At 63.9% G+C, this 19,441-nt stretch carries 14 protein-coding genes and 1 tRNA gene; 11 read left to right on the top strand and 4 right to left on the bottom strand.

Annotated elements, in window-relative coordinates; all coding sequences use genetic code 11:
• Positions 1-13: 13 nt before the first annotated feature.
• A tRNA-Met gene (locus GGQ88_RS13965) sits at positions 14-90 on the top strand.
• 599 nt (positions 91-689) lie between these two features.
• Here the strand turns inward: GGQ88_RS13965 and GGQ88_RS13960 are convergent.
• Together GGQ88_RS13960 and GGQ88_RS21320 are read right to left on the bottom strand one after the other, a co-directional pair.
• Positions 690-1,862: an FAD-dependent oxidoreductase gene (locus tag GGQ88_RS13960; RefSeq protein ID WP_246386020.1), complete on the bottom strand. Its 1,173-nt coding sequence runs from the start codon at positions 1,860-1,862 to the stop codon at positions 690-692.
• Entirely contained in the window at positions 1,787-2,326 is a 540-nt protein-coding gene (locus tag GGQ88_RS21320) for a hypothetical protein (RefSeq protein WP_246385987.1), read from the bottom strand. The genes GGQ88_RS13960 and GGQ88_RS21320 overlap by 76 nt, the downstream gene beginning before the upstream one ends.
• Before the next feature lie 410 nt (positions 2,327-2,736).
• Between GGQ88_RS21320 and GGQ88_RS13955 the strand changes: the two genes are divergently transcribed.
• On the top strand, positions 2,737-6,084 hold the full coding sequence (locus GGQ88_RS13955) for a hybrid sensor histidine kinase/response regulator (RefSeq protein WP_183614037.1): 3,348 nt from the start codon (positions 2,737-2,739) through the stop codon (positions 6,082-6,084).
• On the opposite strand, the gene GGQ88_RS13950 is transcribed toward GGQ88_RS13955, so the two are convergent.
• Complete coding sequence (locus GGQ88_RS13950) at positions 6,061-6,684, bottom strand: response regulator transcription factor (RefSeq protein WP_183614036.1); 624 nt, start codon at positions 6,682-6,684, stop codon at positions 6,061-6,063. The two genes, GGQ88_RS13955 and GGQ88_RS13950, sit on opposite strands and share 24 nt — an antisense overlap.
• A 32-nt stretch (positions 6,685-6,716) precedes the next feature.
• Positions 6,717-8,666: an acetate--CoA ligase gene (acs, locus tag GGQ88_RS13945; RefSeq protein WP_183614035.1), complete on the bottom strand. Its 1,950-nt coding sequence runs from the start codon at positions 8,664-8,666 to the stop codon at positions 6,717-6,719.
• Between the two features lie 169 nt (positions 8,667-8,835).
• On the opposite strand from acs, the gene GGQ88_RS13940 reads away from it, so the two are divergent.
• From GGQ88_RS13940 to GGQ88_RS13900, 9 genes are all read left to right on the top strand, one after another.
• The gene (locus tag GGQ88_RS13940; RefSeq protein WP_183614034.1) at positions 8,836-10,251 is read left to right on the top strand and encodes a DcaP family trimeric outer membrane transporter; all 1,416 of its coding nucleotides are present in this window, start codon (positions 8,836-8,838) and stop codon (positions 10,249-10,251) included.
• A gap of 28 nt (positions 10,252-10,279) precedes the next feature.
• Positions 10,280-12,043, top strand: a complete 1,764-nt coding sequence (locus tag GGQ88_RS13935) for an MFS transporter (protein ID WP_183614033.1) — start codon at positions 10,280-10,282, stop codon at positions 12,041-12,043.
• Positions 12,044-12,103: 60 nt separating this feature from the next.
• Positions 12,104-13,984, top strand: coding sequence for an AMP-binding protein (locus tag GGQ88_RS13930; RefSeq protein ID WP_183614032.1), 1,881 nt, complete (start codon positions 12,104-12,106; stop codon positions 13,982-13,984).
• 30 nt (positions 13,985-14,014) lie between these two features.
• Entirely contained in the window at positions 14,015-14,350 is a 336-nt protein-coding gene (locus GGQ88_RS13925) for a DOPA 4,5-dioxygenase family protein (RefSeq protein ID WP_183614031.1), read from the top strand.
• Positions 14,351-14,456: 106 nt separating this feature from the next.
• On the top strand, positions 14,457-14,738 hold the full coding sequence (locus GGQ88_RS13920; protein WP_183614030.1) for a hypothetical protein: 282 nt from the start codon (positions 14,457-14,459) through the stop codon (positions 14,736-14,738).
• Positions 14,739-14,876: 138 nt separating this feature from the next.
• Positions 14,877-15,599 carry a response regulator transcription factor gene (locus GGQ88_RS13915; protein WP_183614029.1) on the top strand — a complete coding sequence of 241 codons (723 nt, stop codon included), beginning with the start codon at positions 14,877-14,879 and terminating at the stop codon, positions 15,597-15,599.
• The gene (locus GGQ88_RS13910; protein ID WP_183614028.1) at positions 15,596-16,906 is read left to right on the top strand and encodes an ATP-binding protein; all 1,311 of its coding nucleotides are present in this window, start codon (positions 15,596-15,598) and stop codon (positions 16,904-16,906) included. Before GGQ88_RS13915 ends, GGQ88_RS13910 begins: the two co-directional genes overlap by 4 nt.
• A 121-nt stretch (positions 16,907-17,027) precedes the next feature.
• Positions 17,028-17,723, top strand: coding sequence for a carbonic anhydrase (locus tag GGQ88_RS13905; RefSeq protein WP_183614027.1), 696 nt, complete (start codon positions 17,028-17,030; stop codon positions 17,721-17,723).
• A complete protein-coding gene (locus GGQ88_RS13900; protein ID WP_183614026.1) occupies positions 17,720-19,264 on the top strand; it encodes a SulP family inorganic anion transporter in 1,545 nt (514 codons plus the stop codon). The genes GGQ88_RS13905 and GGQ88_RS13900 overlap by 4 nt, the downstream gene beginning before the upstream one ends.
• Positions 19,265-19,441 lie beyond the last annotated feature (177 nt).

Here is a 19,441-nt window from a genome sequence, read left to right as displayed (position 1 = left end):
TGACATACCCCACCGCGGGGTGGAGCAGCCCGGTAGCTCGTCAGGCTCATAACCTGAAGGTCGCAGGTTCAAATCCTGCCCCCGCAACCAAGGTGATCTAATAAACGAAACACTAAGGGCCCCGCTGTTATCAGCGGGGCCTTTCGTCGTTTGGAACTGGGAGCATATAGGACGAAGGTATATTTGCGTGCTGCTGCGTATTGCTTCGCTGGTGACGTGACCCCAACTTTCCGCCAGCGTGGCACCGTGGGTGGTCCGCTGCGACGAAGCCAGATTCCCCTGCCTAGATACCATCTCGCGGCAAGCGAAGCCGTGGCCCCGACCGGGATCTTCTGCACGTCATTCACGGCGGTAGCATCGGTGCTGATCGCAGTCCTTTGCAACAGCCTTTGCCTGCCCATCGTGCCGCAGGCTGCGATGAGAGCGCCAAGTCTATCTTCAGAATATGTGTAGCACGCAGGCGCAAAAACGCGACCGAAAGGCACATGCAAACCATAACCGTCAGGTTTGCACGGGTTTCAGCCACTCGCGATAATGAAACAGTTTGCCGGATCAGGGGCAATGCGGCCTAACGCGGCGCCAGGCATAGTGGCAGAGGCAGGGGACCGACCCCATCGCTGCATGACCATGGTCAACGCACATCGCGTCGAAGACGATGATCGGGCGGTCACCGTCGTTCGAGGCAGCGCTTATGCGGCCTTCGCCAAGGGCGCTCTAGCCCGAAGGCCGCCTTCCAGCCCCAATGGCTGCAGTGGATTGCCGACCAGTCCGCTGACCATCGCGGCCTGTATGGCGGTGGCGGGCCACAGCTTGGACAGTGGGCCGACCACACGGTCGCGGATCAGAGGCAGCAAGCGACTGTCCGATTGATAGACCGGCGTGAACAGCGCCGTCAGCCATTGGTAGGTCAGGACATGGCGCCGCCGCAGCCCGATGCCGTGCCGAACCCCTTCATCGACGTTGACCTTCTCTGCCAGACCCTTGGCCAGAGCCCACGCGTCGAGCAACGCCATGTTGGCGCCCTGCCCAAGCTGAGGGCTGGCGGAGTGCCAGGCATCGCCGATATGGACCAGCGCCGGTTCCGCTGGTGCGGCGAGCGTTCGATGGGCGTAGCGCGCGAAGGTCAACTGGTCAGGATCATGAATCTGGTCGAGCAGAGGCGCGCAGTCAGGCCATAACGCGGCGACCTGCGCCTTCCACCTCACCAATCCGGCGTCGCGCCAGTCGTCGAGCATGTCGGCGCGAAGCGACCAGAAGAGGGCGGCCTTGGGCGTCGTTGCGCCGGGCGGAGTTCCGATGGGAAGGACGCCCGCCATGATGCTGGCCCGCTCGTAACGCTGTGCGAGAGCATGAGGATCGAAGTCCGCGTCCTTTGGCCAGTCGAGGTTAGCCCAAAGTGCGCCATAGGCGAGTTCCCGGCCAGTGGGCGGCGCCAGTGGCGTGCGCGTGCCCAGTGCGTCCACCACGAGATCATAGGGGCCGCTGGTCTCGCCATCCGCAAACCGCAGTGCTCGTTTTGCACCTCTCGGCTCGCTCCCGATCAGCTTGCGCCCGGTATGAACACCAATGTTCGATTGCAGGACGGTTTCGTGGAAGATATCGAACAGGCTGGCGCGATGGATCCCGATACCGAACATGCCTTGGCGGCGCAGGGCGGCATAATGAACATCGAGAACGACCCGGTTGCCCGCCTTGCCGAACAACCGATCGACGCGCGCACCTCGCGCCAGCACGGCATCCAGCAAGTCCAGTTTGGCAAGAACCGCCATCCCCGTGGGCTGGAGCATCAGGCCGGAACCGATGGGTCGGGGCGTGTCGAACCGCTCGAACAGTGTAACGTGATGCCCGGCACGATGAAGCAGCAGCGCAGCCGCCAGTCCGCATGGCCCGCAGCCAGCGATCGCAATGTCCAGCCCCCGCATTTTGGCTGTCTAACTGATGGCGTCAGCCTATCCAACAGAATGCGGGTCTGCGTTTGAAATCGAGCATCATATCTGGGCATGGCGCGGTATTGGACATGAATGAATGTTTGCAAGCCGCGCTTGCTCTCGCTGTCCTGGAGATAGACATCGCCTTCCCCAGTCCGTGTGCGCACCGCGACCACCAACGAGATGCCGCCTTCGACATGGGATGAACCTGCACGGCCGAAGGTGAAATCACCCGCGATCAGGTCATAGCCGGTGTCGCCAGCCAGCCGCAGCACGAACTGCTTGCGGTCGGTTGGAAAAACGCGGGCACCGTAGGCCGAAAGCCGGCTGTTCCAGACGAGATAGTCCTTGTCGGATGCCTCCAGTGCTTCAATCGCTCGCTTGGTGAGCTTGGCCATTTACCGCCTTAAATAAGGAATATAGCGGGCTGACGCGTAGTCAGGCGTAAAGTCTTCGTGAGCCTTCATAGCCTGAAGGTCGCAGGTTCAAATCCTGCCCCCGCAACCAGATCACACAGACCCCGCTTTCGAGCGGGGTTTTTGCGTTCTGTGATGCGATTGCATCAATGCACGCGATTGTGCAGCGTGCCGCAAAATTCCTGTGACAGTACGGGGATTGGACGATAACATCCTCACTTGAAAAGTTGCCCGGCACGGCCTTGGGAGAGGATGCGAGAAAATCGCGCCGTGCCGGGTTTAAACCCTCAGGATAGCAAAACTGATCCGCATGATCGGTCGGCGCATTATGCAAAGACACTCGCTGGCACGTTGCGCACGCAGAGTGTCCGTGTGACGAACAGGCACCTGGCATGACGTCCGGGTTGGCCGCAGCGCTGGGGCTTGGCCTGATCGGCGTGCTGTTTCTGGTTGCGGCAGCAATCGAGCGCAACGGCGCAGGCTTTCGCATCAATGCCCCCCTTCGCCATGGTGCCTATACGCTTGCGCTGGGAGTCTACTGCTCGAGCTGGACATTCTACGGCGCCGTCGGGACGGCGGTCCGTGAAGGCTGGAATTACCTACCGATCTATATCGCGCCCGTCTTGTTGCTGATCGTCGCGCCGCGCTTTTTGTCGCGCCTGTCGCAAGCTGTGCAGCGAGAGCAGGCGTCGACGATCTCGGACTTCATCGCCGCACGATTCGGCCACGATCCCGGTGTGGCCCGCATCGTGACGGTCATCGCCCTGTGCGGCACCGTCCCCTATGTCGCGCTCCAGTTGCGCTCGATGGGCCTGGCGATCGAAGCATTGTCGGGTGAACCTGTAGTCGTCCCGGTAATGATTGGGGCGGCAGCGCTGCTGTCATTGTTTGCGATGCTGTTCGGCGCCCGGCGTTATGAAATCGCGGGGCGGAGCGAGGGGCTGGTTTTCTCGATTGCGCTTGAATCATTGATCAAGCTGGTCGCGTTGGCGCTCGTCGGCGGCTTTGCCGTGCATGTCTTGTGGCAGGCGTCGAGTGCCGACCTTTCGCGTGCGACCACCGTATTGACCGACAGGTTCCTGCCGTCGCACCTCTCGCTCGAGACCGCTGTCATTGCGCTGATCTCGGCCTTTGCGATCATCGTGCTGCCGCGCCAGTTCTACATGGGCTTTGCCGAGGCGCAGGCGACCGACGATCTGCCGCGCGCGCGCAAGGGGCTTGCGATCTACCTTCTCACGATGGCGGCATTGATCGTTCCGATCGCGCTGGGCGGCCTTGTCGCATTGCCTGCCGGCGCGCCGCCCGACAGTTTCGTGCTGCTGTTGCCGGCGACCGAGGGCGTCAACGCGATCGGAATTGCAGCCTTGTTGGGCGGGCTCAGTTCGGGTGCGGCGATGGTGATCGTCGATTCGATAGCGCTGGCAACGATGGTCTCCAATGACCTGATCTTTCCTGCGGTGTTGCGCAGCGAGCCCGAAGCCCAAGCAGGTGACCTCGGGCGGCGGATGTTGCTGGTCCGGCGGCTCACGATCATTGGGGTGGTGGGCCTCGCGTTGCTGTGGGCGCTGCTGGTCGATCCCACGCGGTCGCTTGCCTCGATCGGGCTCGTCGCATTTGCGGCAATGGTCCAGTTCGTGCCGCATCTCCTGCTGGCGGTAGCGGCACCGGGACGCGACCCCACGGCCGCGCGCGCGAGCCTGCTGACCGGGCTAGGCTTGTGGCTCTATACGCTTGCCGTGCCCCAGATCCTGCCCGCATCGTGGGTTGCCGCGCTGGAAGGCACGCTGCTCGATCCGCTGCGCCTGCTCGGGATCGGCCATGGCTCTCCGCTCGTCCACGGCGTTGTCTGGAGCTTGTCGGCCAATCTCGTCGTGCTGGCGCTGGCAACGGCGCGCAAACGTCCCGCGCCGCGCATGCCCCGGCTCGTGCTGGGGGAGCGCCCGGTCGGCAATCTCGGCGAGTTGGCCACGCTTGCCGCGCGCTTCATCGGTGATGACCGCACGTCGTCGGCGTTTCCGGTGGAGCGCCATGGTGAGCCCGTGACCCGGGCCGACGCGCGGCTTGCCCGTGAGCTGATCGCGAGCGTCGTGGGCTCGTCCTCTGCCCGCGCACTGGTCGCATCGGCGCTGGCTGATGGGCGGATGAGCTTTGAGGAAGTCACGCGGTTGCTCGACGAGGGAGGGCAATCGCTCAGCTTTTCGCGTCAATTGCTCGCCGCGACCTTCGAGAACCTGCAGTCGGGCGTCAGCGTTATCGACGCGCAGTTGAATCTTGTCGCCTGGAACACGCGGTACGTAGAGCTTTTCGGCTATCCTCAGGAACTGGTTCGGGTCGGCACTCCGATCAGCGAGCTGATCCGTTATAACGTCGCGCGTGGCAGTTTTGCCGGTCCCATCGAAGACGAGGTCGAAAAGCGCCTGCGCCACCTGCGCGCGCTGCGCCCTTATGTCTCCGAACGCGTGCAGCACGATGGCCGGGTCATAAAATCGGTTGGCGGTCCGATGCCGGGCGGCGGCTATCTCACGTCATTCACCGACATTTCCGACGAGGCGGCGATGCGTGACGAATTGCGTCGCACGTTGGACGAACTCGAGCAGCGCGTATTCGAACGCACCCGCGATCTCAGCGAAGCGAACCGCAAGCTGGCCGACTCGACGCGCGAAAAGACCCGCTTCCTCGCCGCCGCCAGCCACGACTTGTTACAGCCGCTACATGCCGCGCGTCTGTTTGCCTCCGCGCTTGATCGCAACCTTGAAGGGCCGGCCAAGGCGTTGGCAGGGCGCGTCGATCGCTCGATCGTTGCGGCGGAGGAACTGCTGCGGGCTTTGCTGGACATTTCCCGGCTTGACGCTGGCGGGGTGCAGCTGAGCCGCGAGACCGTCGAACTGGCGCCTTTGCTGTCCGACATCGCGGAAAACATGCGGCCATTGGCGAGCGAGAAGGGGCTGACCCTGCGCATCGGGCCGTGTACGGGCGCGGTCGAAACCGACGCTGGCCTGCTGCGCTCGGTGCTGCAGAACCTTGCTTCCAATGCACTGCGCTATACCGTGGTTGGTGGCATGGTAATCGGCGTGCGGCGGCGCGGCGGTTTCCTGCGGATCGATGTTATCGATAGCGGCGTTGGCATACCCGAACACAAGCAGCGCGAGATATTCAGCGAGTTCACGCGGCTTGGTGAGGTCGATGCAGAAGGGTTGGGGCTGGGCCTTGCCATCGTGGACAGAATTGCGACGTTGATCGGCGCGCGTATCGAGGTTGCCTCACAGCCCAGGCGAGGCAGCCGGTTCAGTGTCTGGTTGCCGGCCGTCGCTTCCAGCCCGCCGGTTCAGCGGCCTGCCCAAAGCGCACTGCCAGCGTCAGGCGCGAGCCGGGCAAGATCGCTACGCGTGCTGGTCGTCGACAACGAACCCGACATCGTCGAGGCGACGGTGGCTCTGCTGACGGGCATCGGCCACCACGCGGTCGGCGTCGCCACCGCCGTCGCAGCACTGGCGCGGGTTGGGGACACCGACGTTCTGCTAGCCGATTACCACCTCGACGGTGAGGACGGTCTGGCCCTGATCGAGCAGGCCCGCGTTCGAAACCCGGGCCTTGCGGTGGCGCTGGTTACTGCCGAAAGTGGCGCGGCGCTGCGCAAGCGGCTCAAGCTCCTCAATATCCCGCTGTTTGTGAAACCGACCGATCCCGCCGCAATCGAGGCGTTCCTGCATGCGGTTTCAGCTCGCCATGTCGAGCCCTAGCGAGCGTGCAACGAGTGCCGCCTGGGTGCGGTTCTGCACATCGAGCTTACGCATGATCGCCGTCATGTGCGCTTTCACCGTCGCCTCGCTCATGCCGAGGTCGTAGGCGATCTGCTTGTTGAGCTTACCTTCGAGCACGGACAGCAAGACTTTGAGCTGGGTCGGGGTCAGCCCCGCCACCGTGCGGCGCACTTGGTCCACGGGCTCGGTTGAGGCCGATGGCCTGTCGATCCCGCGCAGCGCGTCGCGGATCGCGTCCTCGATCCGCAATAGGTCTGCGTCCTTGCGCAGGAACCCGACTGCGCCGAACGCGCGCGCCTCTTCGGCGACCATCGCGCCTTCAGCGCTCGACACCACCAGGATCGGCACGTCGGGCTTTTCGGCGTGGAGCAGGGCAATGCCCGAATAGCCGATCGCGCCGGGCATCTTGAGGTCGAGCGTGATCAGGCACAGCCCGTCGGCTTCAGCCGCCGCCTTCGCTGCAGCGGCCAGCGTACCGGCTTCGATCACCCGGGCCTGAGGCGCGACGTTGGACACCGCCAGCGCCAGCGCCTGTCGGAATAGCGGATGATCGTCCGCAATGAGTATCGTGTCGCCCAATGCCCCTCCGGGGCCGCTATTCCATGCCGACGTTACGCCTTCGCCAGAAGCGGCCTATTGGCGAGCAGGTTATCGACAACTGAGGGATCGGCAAGCGTGGAGGTGTCGCCGAGGTTGGAAACATCGTTTTCGCCGATCTTGCGCAGGATGCGGCGCATGATCTTGCCCGAGCGGGTCTTGGGCAGGCCCGGCGCGAACTGGATCACGTCGGGCGTGGCGATCGGGCCGATTTCGTGGCGGACCCAGGCGACCAGTTCGCGGCGCAGGGCCTCGTCGGGCTCGACTTCGACATTGCAGGTGACGAAGGCGTAGATGCCTTGCCCCTTGATGTCGTGCGGCATGCCGACGACGGCCGCTTCGGCCACCTTGGCGTGGGCGACGAGCGCGGACTCGATCTCGGCAGTGCCCATGCGGTGGCCCGAGACGTTGATCACGTCGTCGATGCGGCCGGTGATCCAGTAGTATCCGTCCTCGTCGCGGCGGCAACCGTCGCCGGTGAAGTACATGCCCTTGAACGTGCTGAAATAGGTCTGGAAGAAGCGCTCGTGGTCGCCCCAGACGCTGCGCATCTGGCCGGGCCAGCTGTCGGTGATGACCAGGCAGCCATCGGTTGCGCCTTCGAGCAGCGCGCCATCGTTGTCGAGCAGCGCGGGCTTTACCCCGAAGAACGGGCGTGAGGCGGAACCCGGCTTGAGCGGCGTGGCGCCGGGCAGCGGCGTGATCATCGCGCCGCCGGTTTCAGTCTGCCACCAGGTATCCACGATCGGGCAGCGGCTGTCGCCCACGACCTTGTGATACCATTCCCACGCCTCGGGATTGATCGGTTCGCCGACCGAGCCGAGCAGGCGCAGCGAGGCACGGCTGGTTTTCTTTACCCAGTCATCGCCTTCGCGCATCAGCGCGCGCAATGCCGTGGGGGCGCCGTAGAAGATCTCGACCTTGAACTTGTCGACGACCTGCCAGAACCGGCTCGCGTCGGGGAAGTTGGGTACGCCTTCGAACATCACCGTCGTCGCGCCGTTCATCAGCGGGCCGTAGACGACATAGGAGTGTCCGGTCACCCAGCCGATGTCGGCGGCGCACCAGTAGATCTGGCCGGGACGATAATCGAACACGTACTGATGCGTCATCGAGGCCCATACCGCGTAGCCGCCGGTGGTGTGCAGCACACCCTTGGGCTTGCCGGTCGAGCCCGAGGTGTAGAGGATGAACAGCGGGTCTTCCGCGCCGATTTCCTCAGGCGCGCAGTCGGCCGACTGCTGCGCAGCGGCGCTCGCCCAGTCGACGTCGCGACCCTCGACAAAGCCGACATCCGCGCCCGTCCGGCGCAGCATGATCACGGTATCGACGCCAGGGCACTGCTTGAGTGCCTCATCGACGTTGGCTTTCAGTGGCACCTTGCGTCCGCCGCGCAGGCCCTCGTCCGAGGTCAGCACGATGCGGCTGTCGCAATCGGTGATGCGGCCGGCCAGCGCGTCGGGGCTGAACCCTGCGAAGACGATCGAATGGATCGCGCCGATCCGCGCGCAGGCGAGCATCGCCACTGCAGCTTCGGGCACCATCGGCAGGTAGATCGTGACCCGCTCACCCTTGCGCACGCCCTTGGCCTTGAGCAGGTTGGCGAAGCGGCAGACGTCTTCGTGGAGCTGGCGGTAGGTGATCTCGCGGTGCGGCTCACCCAGACCGTCAGGCTCCCACAGGATCGCGATCGCGTCGCCGCGCGTCGCCAGATGGCGGTCCAGGCAATTGGCTGACAGGTTGAGCGTGCCGTCCTCGAACCAGCGGATGCCGAAGTCGGCCTCATCGAACGAGGTGTTCTTGACCTTGGTGAAGGGCTTGATCCAGTCGAGCCGCTGGCCGTGCTCGGCCCAGAACGCTTCCGGGTTCTCGACCGACTGGCGGTACATCTCGTCGTAACCCGCAGCATCCACCAACGCGTTCTGCGCCCACTCGGACGGGACCGGATATACTGCTTCGCCCATCTCAGGCTCCTCTCAATTCTGCTCTTCCCAACTGCATACCGCACTCCGGTCCGCTGGTGGTTCAAGACTTTGGTCGTAGATATAAGACCATCCTCTCTCTGGTTGCCACCCCCCGGTCAAGCGATGGTCCAGCAGGATGTCGCGAAATGTCGGCACCGGGAGAGGGAAAATGCTTCACACGAACTGGCGGTCGCACGCGCTCCTGCTCGCAGCCACCGCTCTGACGCTACCGGGCGCGGCACACGCTGCCGCACCGACCCAACACGAAGCCGAGCTCGAGGCGCGGCTTTTACGTCTCGAAACCGAGATGATCGCACTCAAGGCCGATCTGGCGCAGGCCAAGGCGGCACGATCGCCGGTTGATACCGCGCAAGTGATGCAGGTGGCCCAAGCGGCGCAGGCGACTGCGGATGCGGCCACCGCGAAGGTCGCCGCGCTGGAAAGCAAGCCGCAGCCCGATGGCTTCAAGGTCGGCAGCACCACGGTCAAGCTCGGCGGGTGGATCAAGCTGGTCGCCACCAACAGCCGGTTCAGCGACGGGGAAGTTGCCAACAACGCGTTTGCCCGCGATTTCTGGCTGCCCCAGCAGATCCCGGTCGGCGGATTGCATTCTGCGCGCGAACAGGATTTCAGCGCGCGCCAGTCGCGCTTCTGGCTCAACCTCGATACGACCGTCGCCGGCCACAGCCTGAAAGGCTACGTCGAGACCGACTTTGAAACCTCACCCGGCACGCAAGGCACGCAGCGCACCACCAACGGCTACAACCTCGCGCTGCGCCGCGCATATGTGCAGCTCGACAAATGGACCTTTGGTCAGGACTGGTCGACGTTCCAGTACACCGGAGCGCTGCCCGAAAGCACCGACTACGTCGGCACCACCGAAGGCACGGTCTTCGTCCGCCAGCCTCTCGTGCGCTATTCGGCGAAAGTGGGCGAGGGGATGACCCTGCACGTCTCGGCCGAGAACCCCGAAAGCGCGACGGCCACAGCCGGTGCGCCTGCGCTGATCGAAAATGGCGACGATCGCATTCCCGATTTCGCCGCGCGTCTCGCGTGGAGCGGCAAGGCGGGCGAACTGTCGCTGGCGGGCCTTGCGCGCGAATTGCGGGTCGAAACCAACGGTGTTGCCGACAGCCGCTTTGGCTGGGGCGTCAGCGCAGGTGGCAAGCTGTTTCTCGACGACGCGAAGATCAGCGACGTCCGTTTCATGGCAACTTACGGACAGGGCGCGAGCCGCTACATCGGCGTCAACTTCGCGCCTGACGCGGTTTTCGTACCCGGCACGGGCAAGCTCGAGAACGTGACCGTAGCCGCCGCGATGCTTGCGGGCCGCGTGGCCATCGCACCGGGCGTTCGCGCCAACCTGATGGGCAGCTGGCAGCACGTTTCCTATGCCGATGCGCTCACTGCCGCGATGGTCGGCGGCTACAACCGCGAGGCGTGGAGCGTTGCGGGCAATCTGTTCTGGACGCCGGTCAAGAACGTCGACCTCGGCATCGAGGTTCGGCACGGTGAACGCACACTGGTCAACGGCGCGAGCGGTTCGCTCGACCGCGTCGAATTTGCAGCAAAATACGGTTTCTAATAAACCCACCAGAGAGGGGGAGAGGTCAATGCCACATCTAGAGATTGCGGATGACATATCCGCGTTGCCCAAGCACCACCAAGCCACTCACAGCGAAAAGCTGATCATTACCGCATCGTCGCTCGGCACGGTGTTCGAGTGGTACGATTTCTACCTTTATGGACTGCTCACCGCGATCATCGCGGCCAAGTTCCTGACCGGATTGAACCCGACCACATCGTTCATCATGGCACTGCTGATATTTGCCGCGGGCTTCATCGTCCGGCCATTCGGCGCGCTGGTGTTCGGCCGTATCGGCGACATGGTCGGGCGTCGCTATACCTTCATCGTCACGCTGCTGGTCATGGGCACTTCGACCTTCCTCGTCGGCTGCCTGCCCACTTATGAAACGGTCGGCGTTGCCGCCCCGATCATGCTGGTGATCCTGCGCATGTTTCAGGGCCTCGCCTTGGGCGGCGAATACGGCGGTGCGGCGACCTACGTCGCCGAGCATGCGCCCGAAGGGAAGCGGGGGCTTTATACGAGCTGGATCCAGATCACGGCCACGGCGGGCCTCGCCATGGCGCTGCTGATCGTGATCCTCGTGCGCTCGCCGGTTACCGGCGTGGGCGAAGATGCTTTCAAGGACTGGGGCTGGAGAGTTCCTTACCTGCTTTCGGGCCTGTTCCTGATGGTTGGCCTGTGGCTGCGCCTCAAGCTGCATGAATCGCCTGTGTTCCAGAAGATGAAGGACGAAGGCACGTCTTCCAAGCGTCCGCTGACCGAAGCTTTCGGCGAGTGGAAGAACCTCAAGATCGTGCTGATCGCCTTTTTCGGCGCCATCGCGGGCCAGGCCGTGGTCTGGTACACCGGCCAACTTTACGCGATGTACTTCCTCGAAAAGATGCTCAAGGTCGATGGTCTGACATCGAACATGCTGATCATCATCGCGCTGGCGCTTGCCACGCCGTTCTTCCTGTTCTTCGGCTGGCTGTCGGACAAGATCGGCCGCAAGAAGATCATCCTGACCGGCTGCGCGCTTGCTGCCCTCACGATGTTCCCCACGTTCCACATGCTCGCCGAAGCCGCCAACCCCGCGCTGGTCCATGCCCAGGCCACCGCTCCGGTCAAGGTCATGGCTAACCCTGATGAATGCTCGTCGCAGTTCGATCCTGTGGGCGGCAACAAGTTCGACACTACCAGCTGTGACATCGTCAAAAATGCGCTCGCCAAGGCGGCCGTGAACTATGAAAACGTCGCGGCCCCTGCCGGCACGATCGCCGCCATCCAGATCGGCGACAAGACGTTCACCGCGCCTGATCCTGCCAAGGTGACGGGCGATGACAAGAAGGCTGCGATCGCTGCCTTCACCGCGCAAGTCGTGGGCGCACCGGCCGTTGCCGCCAAGCCTGCCGAAGCTGGCAAGCCTGCGGTTGCGGCCAAGGACGCGGTCACCGGCGAGCTGTCCAAGGTCGGCTATCCGGCCAAGGCCAACCCCGACGAGATCAACAAGCCCCTCGTCGTGGCGATCCTGTTCTACCTCGTGCTGCTGGTGACCATGGTTTATGGTCCGATTGCCGCAATGCTGGTCGAACTGTTCCCCAGCCGCATCCGCTACACCTCGATGAGCCTGCCCTACCATATCGGTAATGGCTGGCTCGGCGGCCTGCTCCCGGCGATCGGTTTCGCCATGGTCGCGGCCAACGGGGATATCTACCACGGTTTCTGGTATCCCGTGGTGGTAGCCGCTGCGACGTGCATCTTCGGCCTGTTCTTCCTGCCGGAGACCTACAAGCGCAGCATCGACGAATAACGGTCCGTTCGAGGGGCGGGTCCAGTACCCGCCCCGACAGCTCCAATACAGGTACAAGTCATGAGCGAAGCCTACGACCTGGCATTCCGCGAAAGTGTCCAAGATCCTGAGCAATTCTGGGCCAAGGCGGCGCAAGCCATCGACTGGGTTTCGCCACCTGCTCGCGCTTATGCTCCAGACACCGGCTGGTTCCCCGGCGGCACGCTCAACACCTGCGACAATTGCCTCGACCGTCATGTCGCAGCGGGCCGCGGCGAGGCGCCTGCGCTGATCTACGACAGCCCGGCAACCGGCACGATCCGCACATATTCCTATACACAGTTGCTCGAACAAACCGGCCGCGTCGCCGCCATGCTCGCCGCGCTCGGCGTGGGGCAGGGCGACCGCGTGATCATCTACATGCCGATGATCCCCGAAACGGTCTTCGCCATGCTCGCCTGCGCGCGGCTTGGCGCGATCCATTCGGTCGTGTTCGGTGGCTTTGCCCCACTCGAACTCGCCAAGCGCATCGACGATGCCACGCCCAAGGTGCTGCTCACCGCCTCATGCGGTATCGAAGGCGCGCGCACCATCGCCTACAAGCCGATGGTCGACGAGGCGCTGCAACTTGCGCATCATCAGATCGAACGCGTCGTCGTGTGCCAGCGCGATACCTTGCGCGCGGCCATTGACGGACCCAAGGAACTCGACTGGGAAACCCTGCGCGCCGCCACCGCTGGCGATCCGGTCCCCGCGCCTGTGCCCGTCGCGTCCTCCGACCCGCTGTACATCCTCTACACCTCCGGAACGACTGGCACCCCGAAGGGCGTTGTGCGCGAGAATGGTGGCCATGCCGTCGCGCTCGCATGGTCGATGAAGAACATCTACGGCATCGGCGAGGGCGCTACATTCTGGGCCGCGTCCGATGTCGGCTGGGTCGTGGGGCACAGCTATATCGTTTACGCCCCGCTGCTGGTCGGCGCGACGACGGTGCTGTTCGAAGGCAAGCCCGTCGGCACGCCCGACGCGGGTACGTTCTGGCGCACGATCGCGCGCCACGGCGTGAAGACCTTCTTCACCGCGCCCACCGCCATCCGCGCAATCCGCAAGGAGGACCCCGACGCCACGTTCCTCGCCGAGATCGGCACGGGAAAGTGCGAGGCTGTTTTCCTTGCCGGAGAACGCGCAGACCCCGCCACGATCGGTTGGCTCGAGGAAAAGTCCGGCCTGCCGGTGATCGACCACTGGTGGCAGACCGAACTGGGCTGGCCAGCCATAGCCTCGTGTTTCGCGCTGGGTGACTTGCGCCGCAAGCGCGGCAGTGCCGGGTTTCCGGTGCCGGGCTTTGCCTTTGCGGTGCTCGATGAAAGCGGCCAGCCGGTCGAACCGGGCCACAGCGGCGCGGTGGTGATCCGCGAACCGCTGGCCCCCGGTGCGTTCCGGACGCTGTGGAACAACCACGCAGGCTATGCGAAGAACTTTGCCACGTTCGAGGGCTGGTATGAAACCGGTGACGCCGGGTTTATCGACGACGAGGGCTTCGTCCACATCATGGGCCGCACCGACGACATCATCAACGTCGCCGGGCATCGCCTGTCGACCGGGCAGATGGAGCAGATCGTCGCCGGTATCGAAGGCGTCGCCGAATGCGCGGTGATCGGTGCGGACGATGCTATCAAGGGCATGGTGCCCATCGCCTTCGTCGTTCCCCGCACTGGCTTCGACGCTGATGCCGCATTCGAAAAGCGCGTGATCGCCGCGGTGCGCGCAGAGCTGGGCGCAGTCGCCGCGCTCAAGACCGCCTATATCGCCACGGGCCTGCCCAAGACCCGCTCGGGCAAGATCCTGCGCAACCTGCTGCGCAAGATCGTCAATGGCGAGCAATGGGTCACGCCGCCCACGATCGACGATCCGGCGGTTCCGGCGGCGCTCCAGGCATTGGTCGGCGTGCGCGAGGCTTGATTGCGCGCTGAGCGCGGGGCAGGAAGAGGCATGACCGGCTTTGCTACGTATCACGCGCATGTCTATTTCGATCCGCACGAGGCCGATGAAACCGGCATGCTGTGTACTGCGATGAAAGATGCGCTCGGCGTCGCAATGGGCCGGGTCCACGCCAAGCCGGTCGGTCCGCATCCGCGCGGCTCCTGCCAGATGACGATCCCTGCATCCCGCATCGGCGAGGCGCTCGAATGGATGATGACCCATCGCGGTCACTTCACCGTGTTTTGCCATGGCAATACTGGCAACGATCTGGCCGACCACACCGCGCATGTAATGTGGCTAGGGACGAGCGAAGCGCTCGATCTCTCGCAATTCGGTCCGAACTGACCACCTTTCTGACATATAGCAACGTTTTGTCATGCACGCGCCCATGACGCGCAAAGTGCGGCGGCCAGTTACCGGGAACTGATCAACCAGACCGGAGCCGACCGCCATGCTTATCGCAACTCTCATCGCTGCATCCGCTCTTCATGCGGCGCCCGCCAGCCCCATCGCCGCAGCGCCATGGAGCCTTGCAAACCCTTCGGGTGCAGCAGGCCGTGCCGGTGCCTCCTTGCCGCACCCCGATGCCGCCAAGGCTGCGCCCAAGCACAAGGTTGCCTCGCGCATCGTGTGCCATCCCGATCCGACCAAGAGCATCGGCTGCTCGCACGATAAGGCACGCGAAGCTGCCGAGCAGCGCGCCGAAGCTGCCCGCAAGGCCAACGAAGCCTGACCCATGCTTGTAGCCCTCCGGCGTCTGTCTGCAGTACGACGGAGGGCATACGGCTGATCGAACCTTGGCAGTCCGGCACGCAAGGCCTATCTAAAGGTAGCGAGCTGGATCGGACTGTTGCAAAAAGACATGGAACACATGCAATCACCTTCGATCGTACTGGTGGAAGACGATGGTCCACTACGCACTCTGACCGCCCGCGCGCTGCGTGAGAACGGTTATACCGTGCGCACCGCTGCTACCGGCGCCGAGATGTGGGTCGCACTGGAAGGCGAGCCTGCGGACCTCGTCGTGCTCGACATCATGTTGCCCGGGACCAGCGGTATCGAACTGTTCCGCCGTCTGCGCCGTCAGAGCGATGTGCCGATTATCTTCGTGTCGGCGCGTGGCAGCGAGGAGGACCGTGTCCTCGGCCTTGAACTCGGCGCGGACGATTACGTCGCAAAGCCCTTCAGCACGCGCGAACTGGTGGCCCGGATCGGTGCTGTGCTGCGCCGGGGCAACAGTAACGGCAGCGATAGTGCAGGCGACAGCGGCCAACGCAGCGGTGACATCCACTTCGAAGGCTGGACCGTGTCGATGGCCCGGCGCGAACTGCACTCGCCCAGTGGCGCGATGGTCGATCTGACCGGCGCCGAATTCGATCTGCTGGCGACGTTCATGGGCCAGCCCCAGCGCGTGCTCGGGCGTGAACGCCTTATCGAGCTGTCGCGCACCCGGCTGGGTGACAGCTCCGACCGCAGCGTCGATGTCCTCGTCAGCCGCCTGCGTCGCAAGCTGTCCGCAGCGGGCGGCAATGCACCGATCGTGACCGTGCGCGGGGTCGGCTACATGTTCCGGGCCGAGGTCAATCGGGCTTGACGCTGTTTCGCCGGTTTGGTCTGCCCGAGCGGCTGCTGGCGATCCTGCTACTTGTCGCCGGCGTAGACTTCGCCGCGAATACCCTGCTGTTCGACCGCGCAAGCCGCTTTGCCCTGCGCGAGGACGACGCCGCACGCGTCGCGGAACATCTCGTCATCGCCAGCCGCGCAATCGAACGCACGACGTCTGTTGACCGCGCGCGCGTTGCCCGCGACCTCAGCACGCCACGCTTTGCTTTTGAATGGCGTGCCAAGGGGCGGCGTGCATCGGGCTCGGTCGCGCTTGCCGGGATGCGCGAGCAGATCCTCGACGTTGCGACCGAACTCGACCGCGCCGACCTGCAACTCCACCTCAAGTCGATGGGCGCTTCCGGCAACATCGTCGGGTCTGTCCAGTTGAGCGACCGCAGCGTGCTGCAGTTCGAGACCTATGCCAGCAACGCCTGGACGCTGAATGCCGGCCGCATAGCTACGTTATTGCTGCCGACGCTGGTGCTGGTGGTGCTCGCCTGGGTGCTGTTTCGCGCGACACTGGCACCGCTCGGCACGCTCGTCCGTGCTACACGCAAGGTCGGGGCAGGGCCGCCGGTCGCGGTTGCCGAACAGGGTACCGAAGAGGTGCGCGAACTGATCCGCGCGTTCAATGCGATGCAGCAGCGCATCCACCAATCGATGACCGATCGCACCCAGTCGATGCTGGCGATCGGACACGATCTGCGTACGCCCATCGCGCGGATGCAACTGCGGCTCGAGAACACCGGACTCGATAGCGAAACCATGGGGGACATGACCGGCGATCTAAGCGAGATGCGGCACATGCTGGAGTCTCTGCAAGCCTTCGTCGAGACCGGCGGGTCGCAGCTGAAGGCGGACCGGCTCGATGTCGCGGTGATGACCCAGACGCTGGTCGATACCGCCGCTGACGAGGGGCGCGACGCGACGTTTCACGGCCTCGAAAGCCTCGAGATCATCGCGCGCCCCGTTTCCCTGCGCCGCGCCTTGTCAAACCTGCTCGAGAATGCCCTTCATTACGCTGGCAGCGTGCGCGTCACTGTCAGCCGTGATGGCGATACAGCGCAGATCGCGTTCGACGATGACGGACCGGGTATCCCCGAAGACCGGCTCGACGATGTCCTCCAGCCGTTCGTCCGGCTCGACACTGCGCGCAGCCGCGACACGCCTGGCATGGGCCTTGGCCTTCCGATCGTGCACCGTGCCGTGACCTTGGAGGGCGGCACATTGCAGTTGCGAAACAACAAGGACGGAGGGCTGTGCGTGCTGGTCCGTATCCCCTGCGCGATCGGCTGAAAATCAAGACATATTTCATTACAAAGCCGTGCTATTGAGGCAAAAGCCACGCCCTATCTCGTTCGCAATCGCGGTAAAACCGCCGCGGTCAACCGATCCTCAACGGAAAAGGGTGGCAACTGTGAACGAACTCCTCGGCCGCGTCTTCAGCTTCGAGAAGACAGTATTCCCCGACAGCCGCGAGCTGTTCGGCAAACTTTCAAGCGAGGGCCAGTCGCCCAAGGCGCTAATGATCTCCTGCGCCGACTCGCGCATCGTGCCCGAACAGATCATGCAGGCAGAGCCGGGCGAACTGTTCGTCTGCCGCAATGCCGGCAACATGGTCCCGTCGTATGCGACGATGAACGGCGGCGTATCGTCGACCGTCGAATATGCCGTCGTCGCGCTTGGCGTGCGTGACATCATCGTCTGCGGCCATTCGGACTGCGGCGCGATGAAGGCACTGGCCGCACCCGAAGAGCCCAAGGGCATGCCCAACGTCGTCGCCTGGCTCAAGCACGGCGCCGCGGCAGAGCACGTCATCTCGAGCTGTTCGCCGCACATGCACGGTGACGAACGCGTCCGCGCCGTGTCGCTGCAGAACATCATCGCGCAGTTGGCGCACTTGCGCACGCATCCCTCGGTTGCAGCGGCAATCGCGCGCGGCGATATGGCGCTGCACGGCTGGTTCGTCGATATTTCGGCCGGCGTCGTGCTCGGCCTGGATGGCGACACCGGCCAGTTCGTGCCGATGCGCGAAGATCGTGCGCTTCCGGTCGCACTTCCTGCAGCCACGCGCGTCGCTGCTGAACCATACTATGCCGAGGCTGCAGAATGACGACCGCAGCAACAGCGGCAAGCGATCAGGCGGAAGGGCGAGGGCCCTTCCGCTTTTTCGCGCGTGATTTCACCGCCTCGATCGTGGTGTTCCTTGTGGCCATGCCGCTGTGCATGGGCATCGCGATCGCGTCGGGCGTTCCGCCTGAAAAAGGCCTCGTCACCGGTATCATCGGTGGCATCGTCGTCGGCCTGCTGGCTGGCTCTCCGCTTCAGGTCAGTGGCCCTGCCGCAGGCCTTGCGGTCATCGTCTTCGAATTTGTCCGCGACAACGGCCTGTCCGCGCTCGGTCCGGTTCTCGTATTGGCCGGTGCCATCCAATTTGTGGCAGGCGTAGCCAAGCTCGGCGGCATGTTCCGTGCGATCTCGCCTGCCGTGGTCCACGGCATGCTTGCCGGGATTGGCGCGCTGATCGTCATTGGCCAGTTCCACATCCTGTTCGATGCCAAGCCGGCCTCGAGCGGGGTCGACAATCTGGCGATGATGCCCGCGCGCATACTCGGCCTCACGCCGTTCGATCTGCGTTCGACCGAATTGGCGCTTGTGCTGGGTCTGCTGACCATCGGTACGATGCTGGTGTGGGAAAAGGTCAAGCCCGCGCGGCTTGGCCTGCTCCCGGGTGCGCTTCTTGGCGTGCTGGCGGCGACCATCCTCGCAGCGCTCGCAGGCTGGGATGTCGCGCGGATCGCGGTGCCGGATTCGATCGCTGCGGCATTCGTGCCAGTTGAAGGCGGTGCCTTCTCGGCTCTCGGCAATCCCACGTTGATCTTCGCAGCCATCGCCATTGCCTTCATCGCCAGCGCCGAAACACTGCTCTCGGCAGCAGCGGTCGACCGGATGCACGATGGCGTGCGCACCGATTACAACAAGGAGCTTCGCGCCCAAGGCATCGGCAACTTGCTGTGCGGTGTGTTCAACGCCCTACCCATGACCGGCGTGATCGTGCGCTCGTCGGCCAACGTTCAGGCGGGCGCGATGACACGGCTGTCGGCGGTGCTTCATGGTGCCTGGATCCTCGGCTTCGTCGCGCTGCTGCCATGGCTGCTTCGTGAAGTTCCGATGGCGGCATTGGGCGGCGTGCTGGTCGTGACCGGCTGGAAGCTGGTCAGCCTCAAGCATGTCAGTCATCTGTTCCGGGTCCACGGCTATATGCCGGCAATCATCTGGACGACGACATTCCTGCTTGTCGTCCTGACCGATCTGCTGACCGGCGTGCTTGTCGGCCTCGCTCTTTCGGCCCTGGAGCTTCTTCCGCATGTGCGAAACTTGCGCTTCCGGGTGGGCCAGAAGCCTGCAGGGGATACGCTTCATCTCGAACTCGAGGGCGCTGCTACTTTCGTCGGCCTCACCAAGCTGACGACTGCACTGGAGGAACTACCGCCGAGCCGGCCGGTCCACGTCGATCTCGCAAAGGTCCACGTGATCGATCACACAACGGCGGAAATGCTGAACGAATGGCTCATCCGCCGTCGTTTGCGCGGTGACGAGGTTCGCGTAACCGGCCCCGCGCCCATCATCAGGACGCTAGCGCAAGCGGCCTGATCGTTCCGGAATCATATGGCTCCGGACATCGCCGGGCAGATCCCTCCCCCCTCTTTCGGATCTGCCCGGCGTCTTTTGCAATGCAGCATGAGAAACACTTCGTCACCGACCGGCAAAACTGTGGACACGGATAGCGGCTAGACAACAGGCTCCGGTTCGACACCGCCCCATGAGAGG

This window comes from Novosphingobium hassiacum, assembly GCF_014196055.1.
GTDB classification, from domain to species: Bacteria; Pseudomonadota; Alphaproteobacteria; order Sphingomonadales; family Sphingomonadaceae; genus Novosphingobium; species Novosphingobium hassiacum.
Note: the sequence above shows the minus strand (reverse complement) of the source record. Positions and strands in the feature narration are given on the sequence as shown.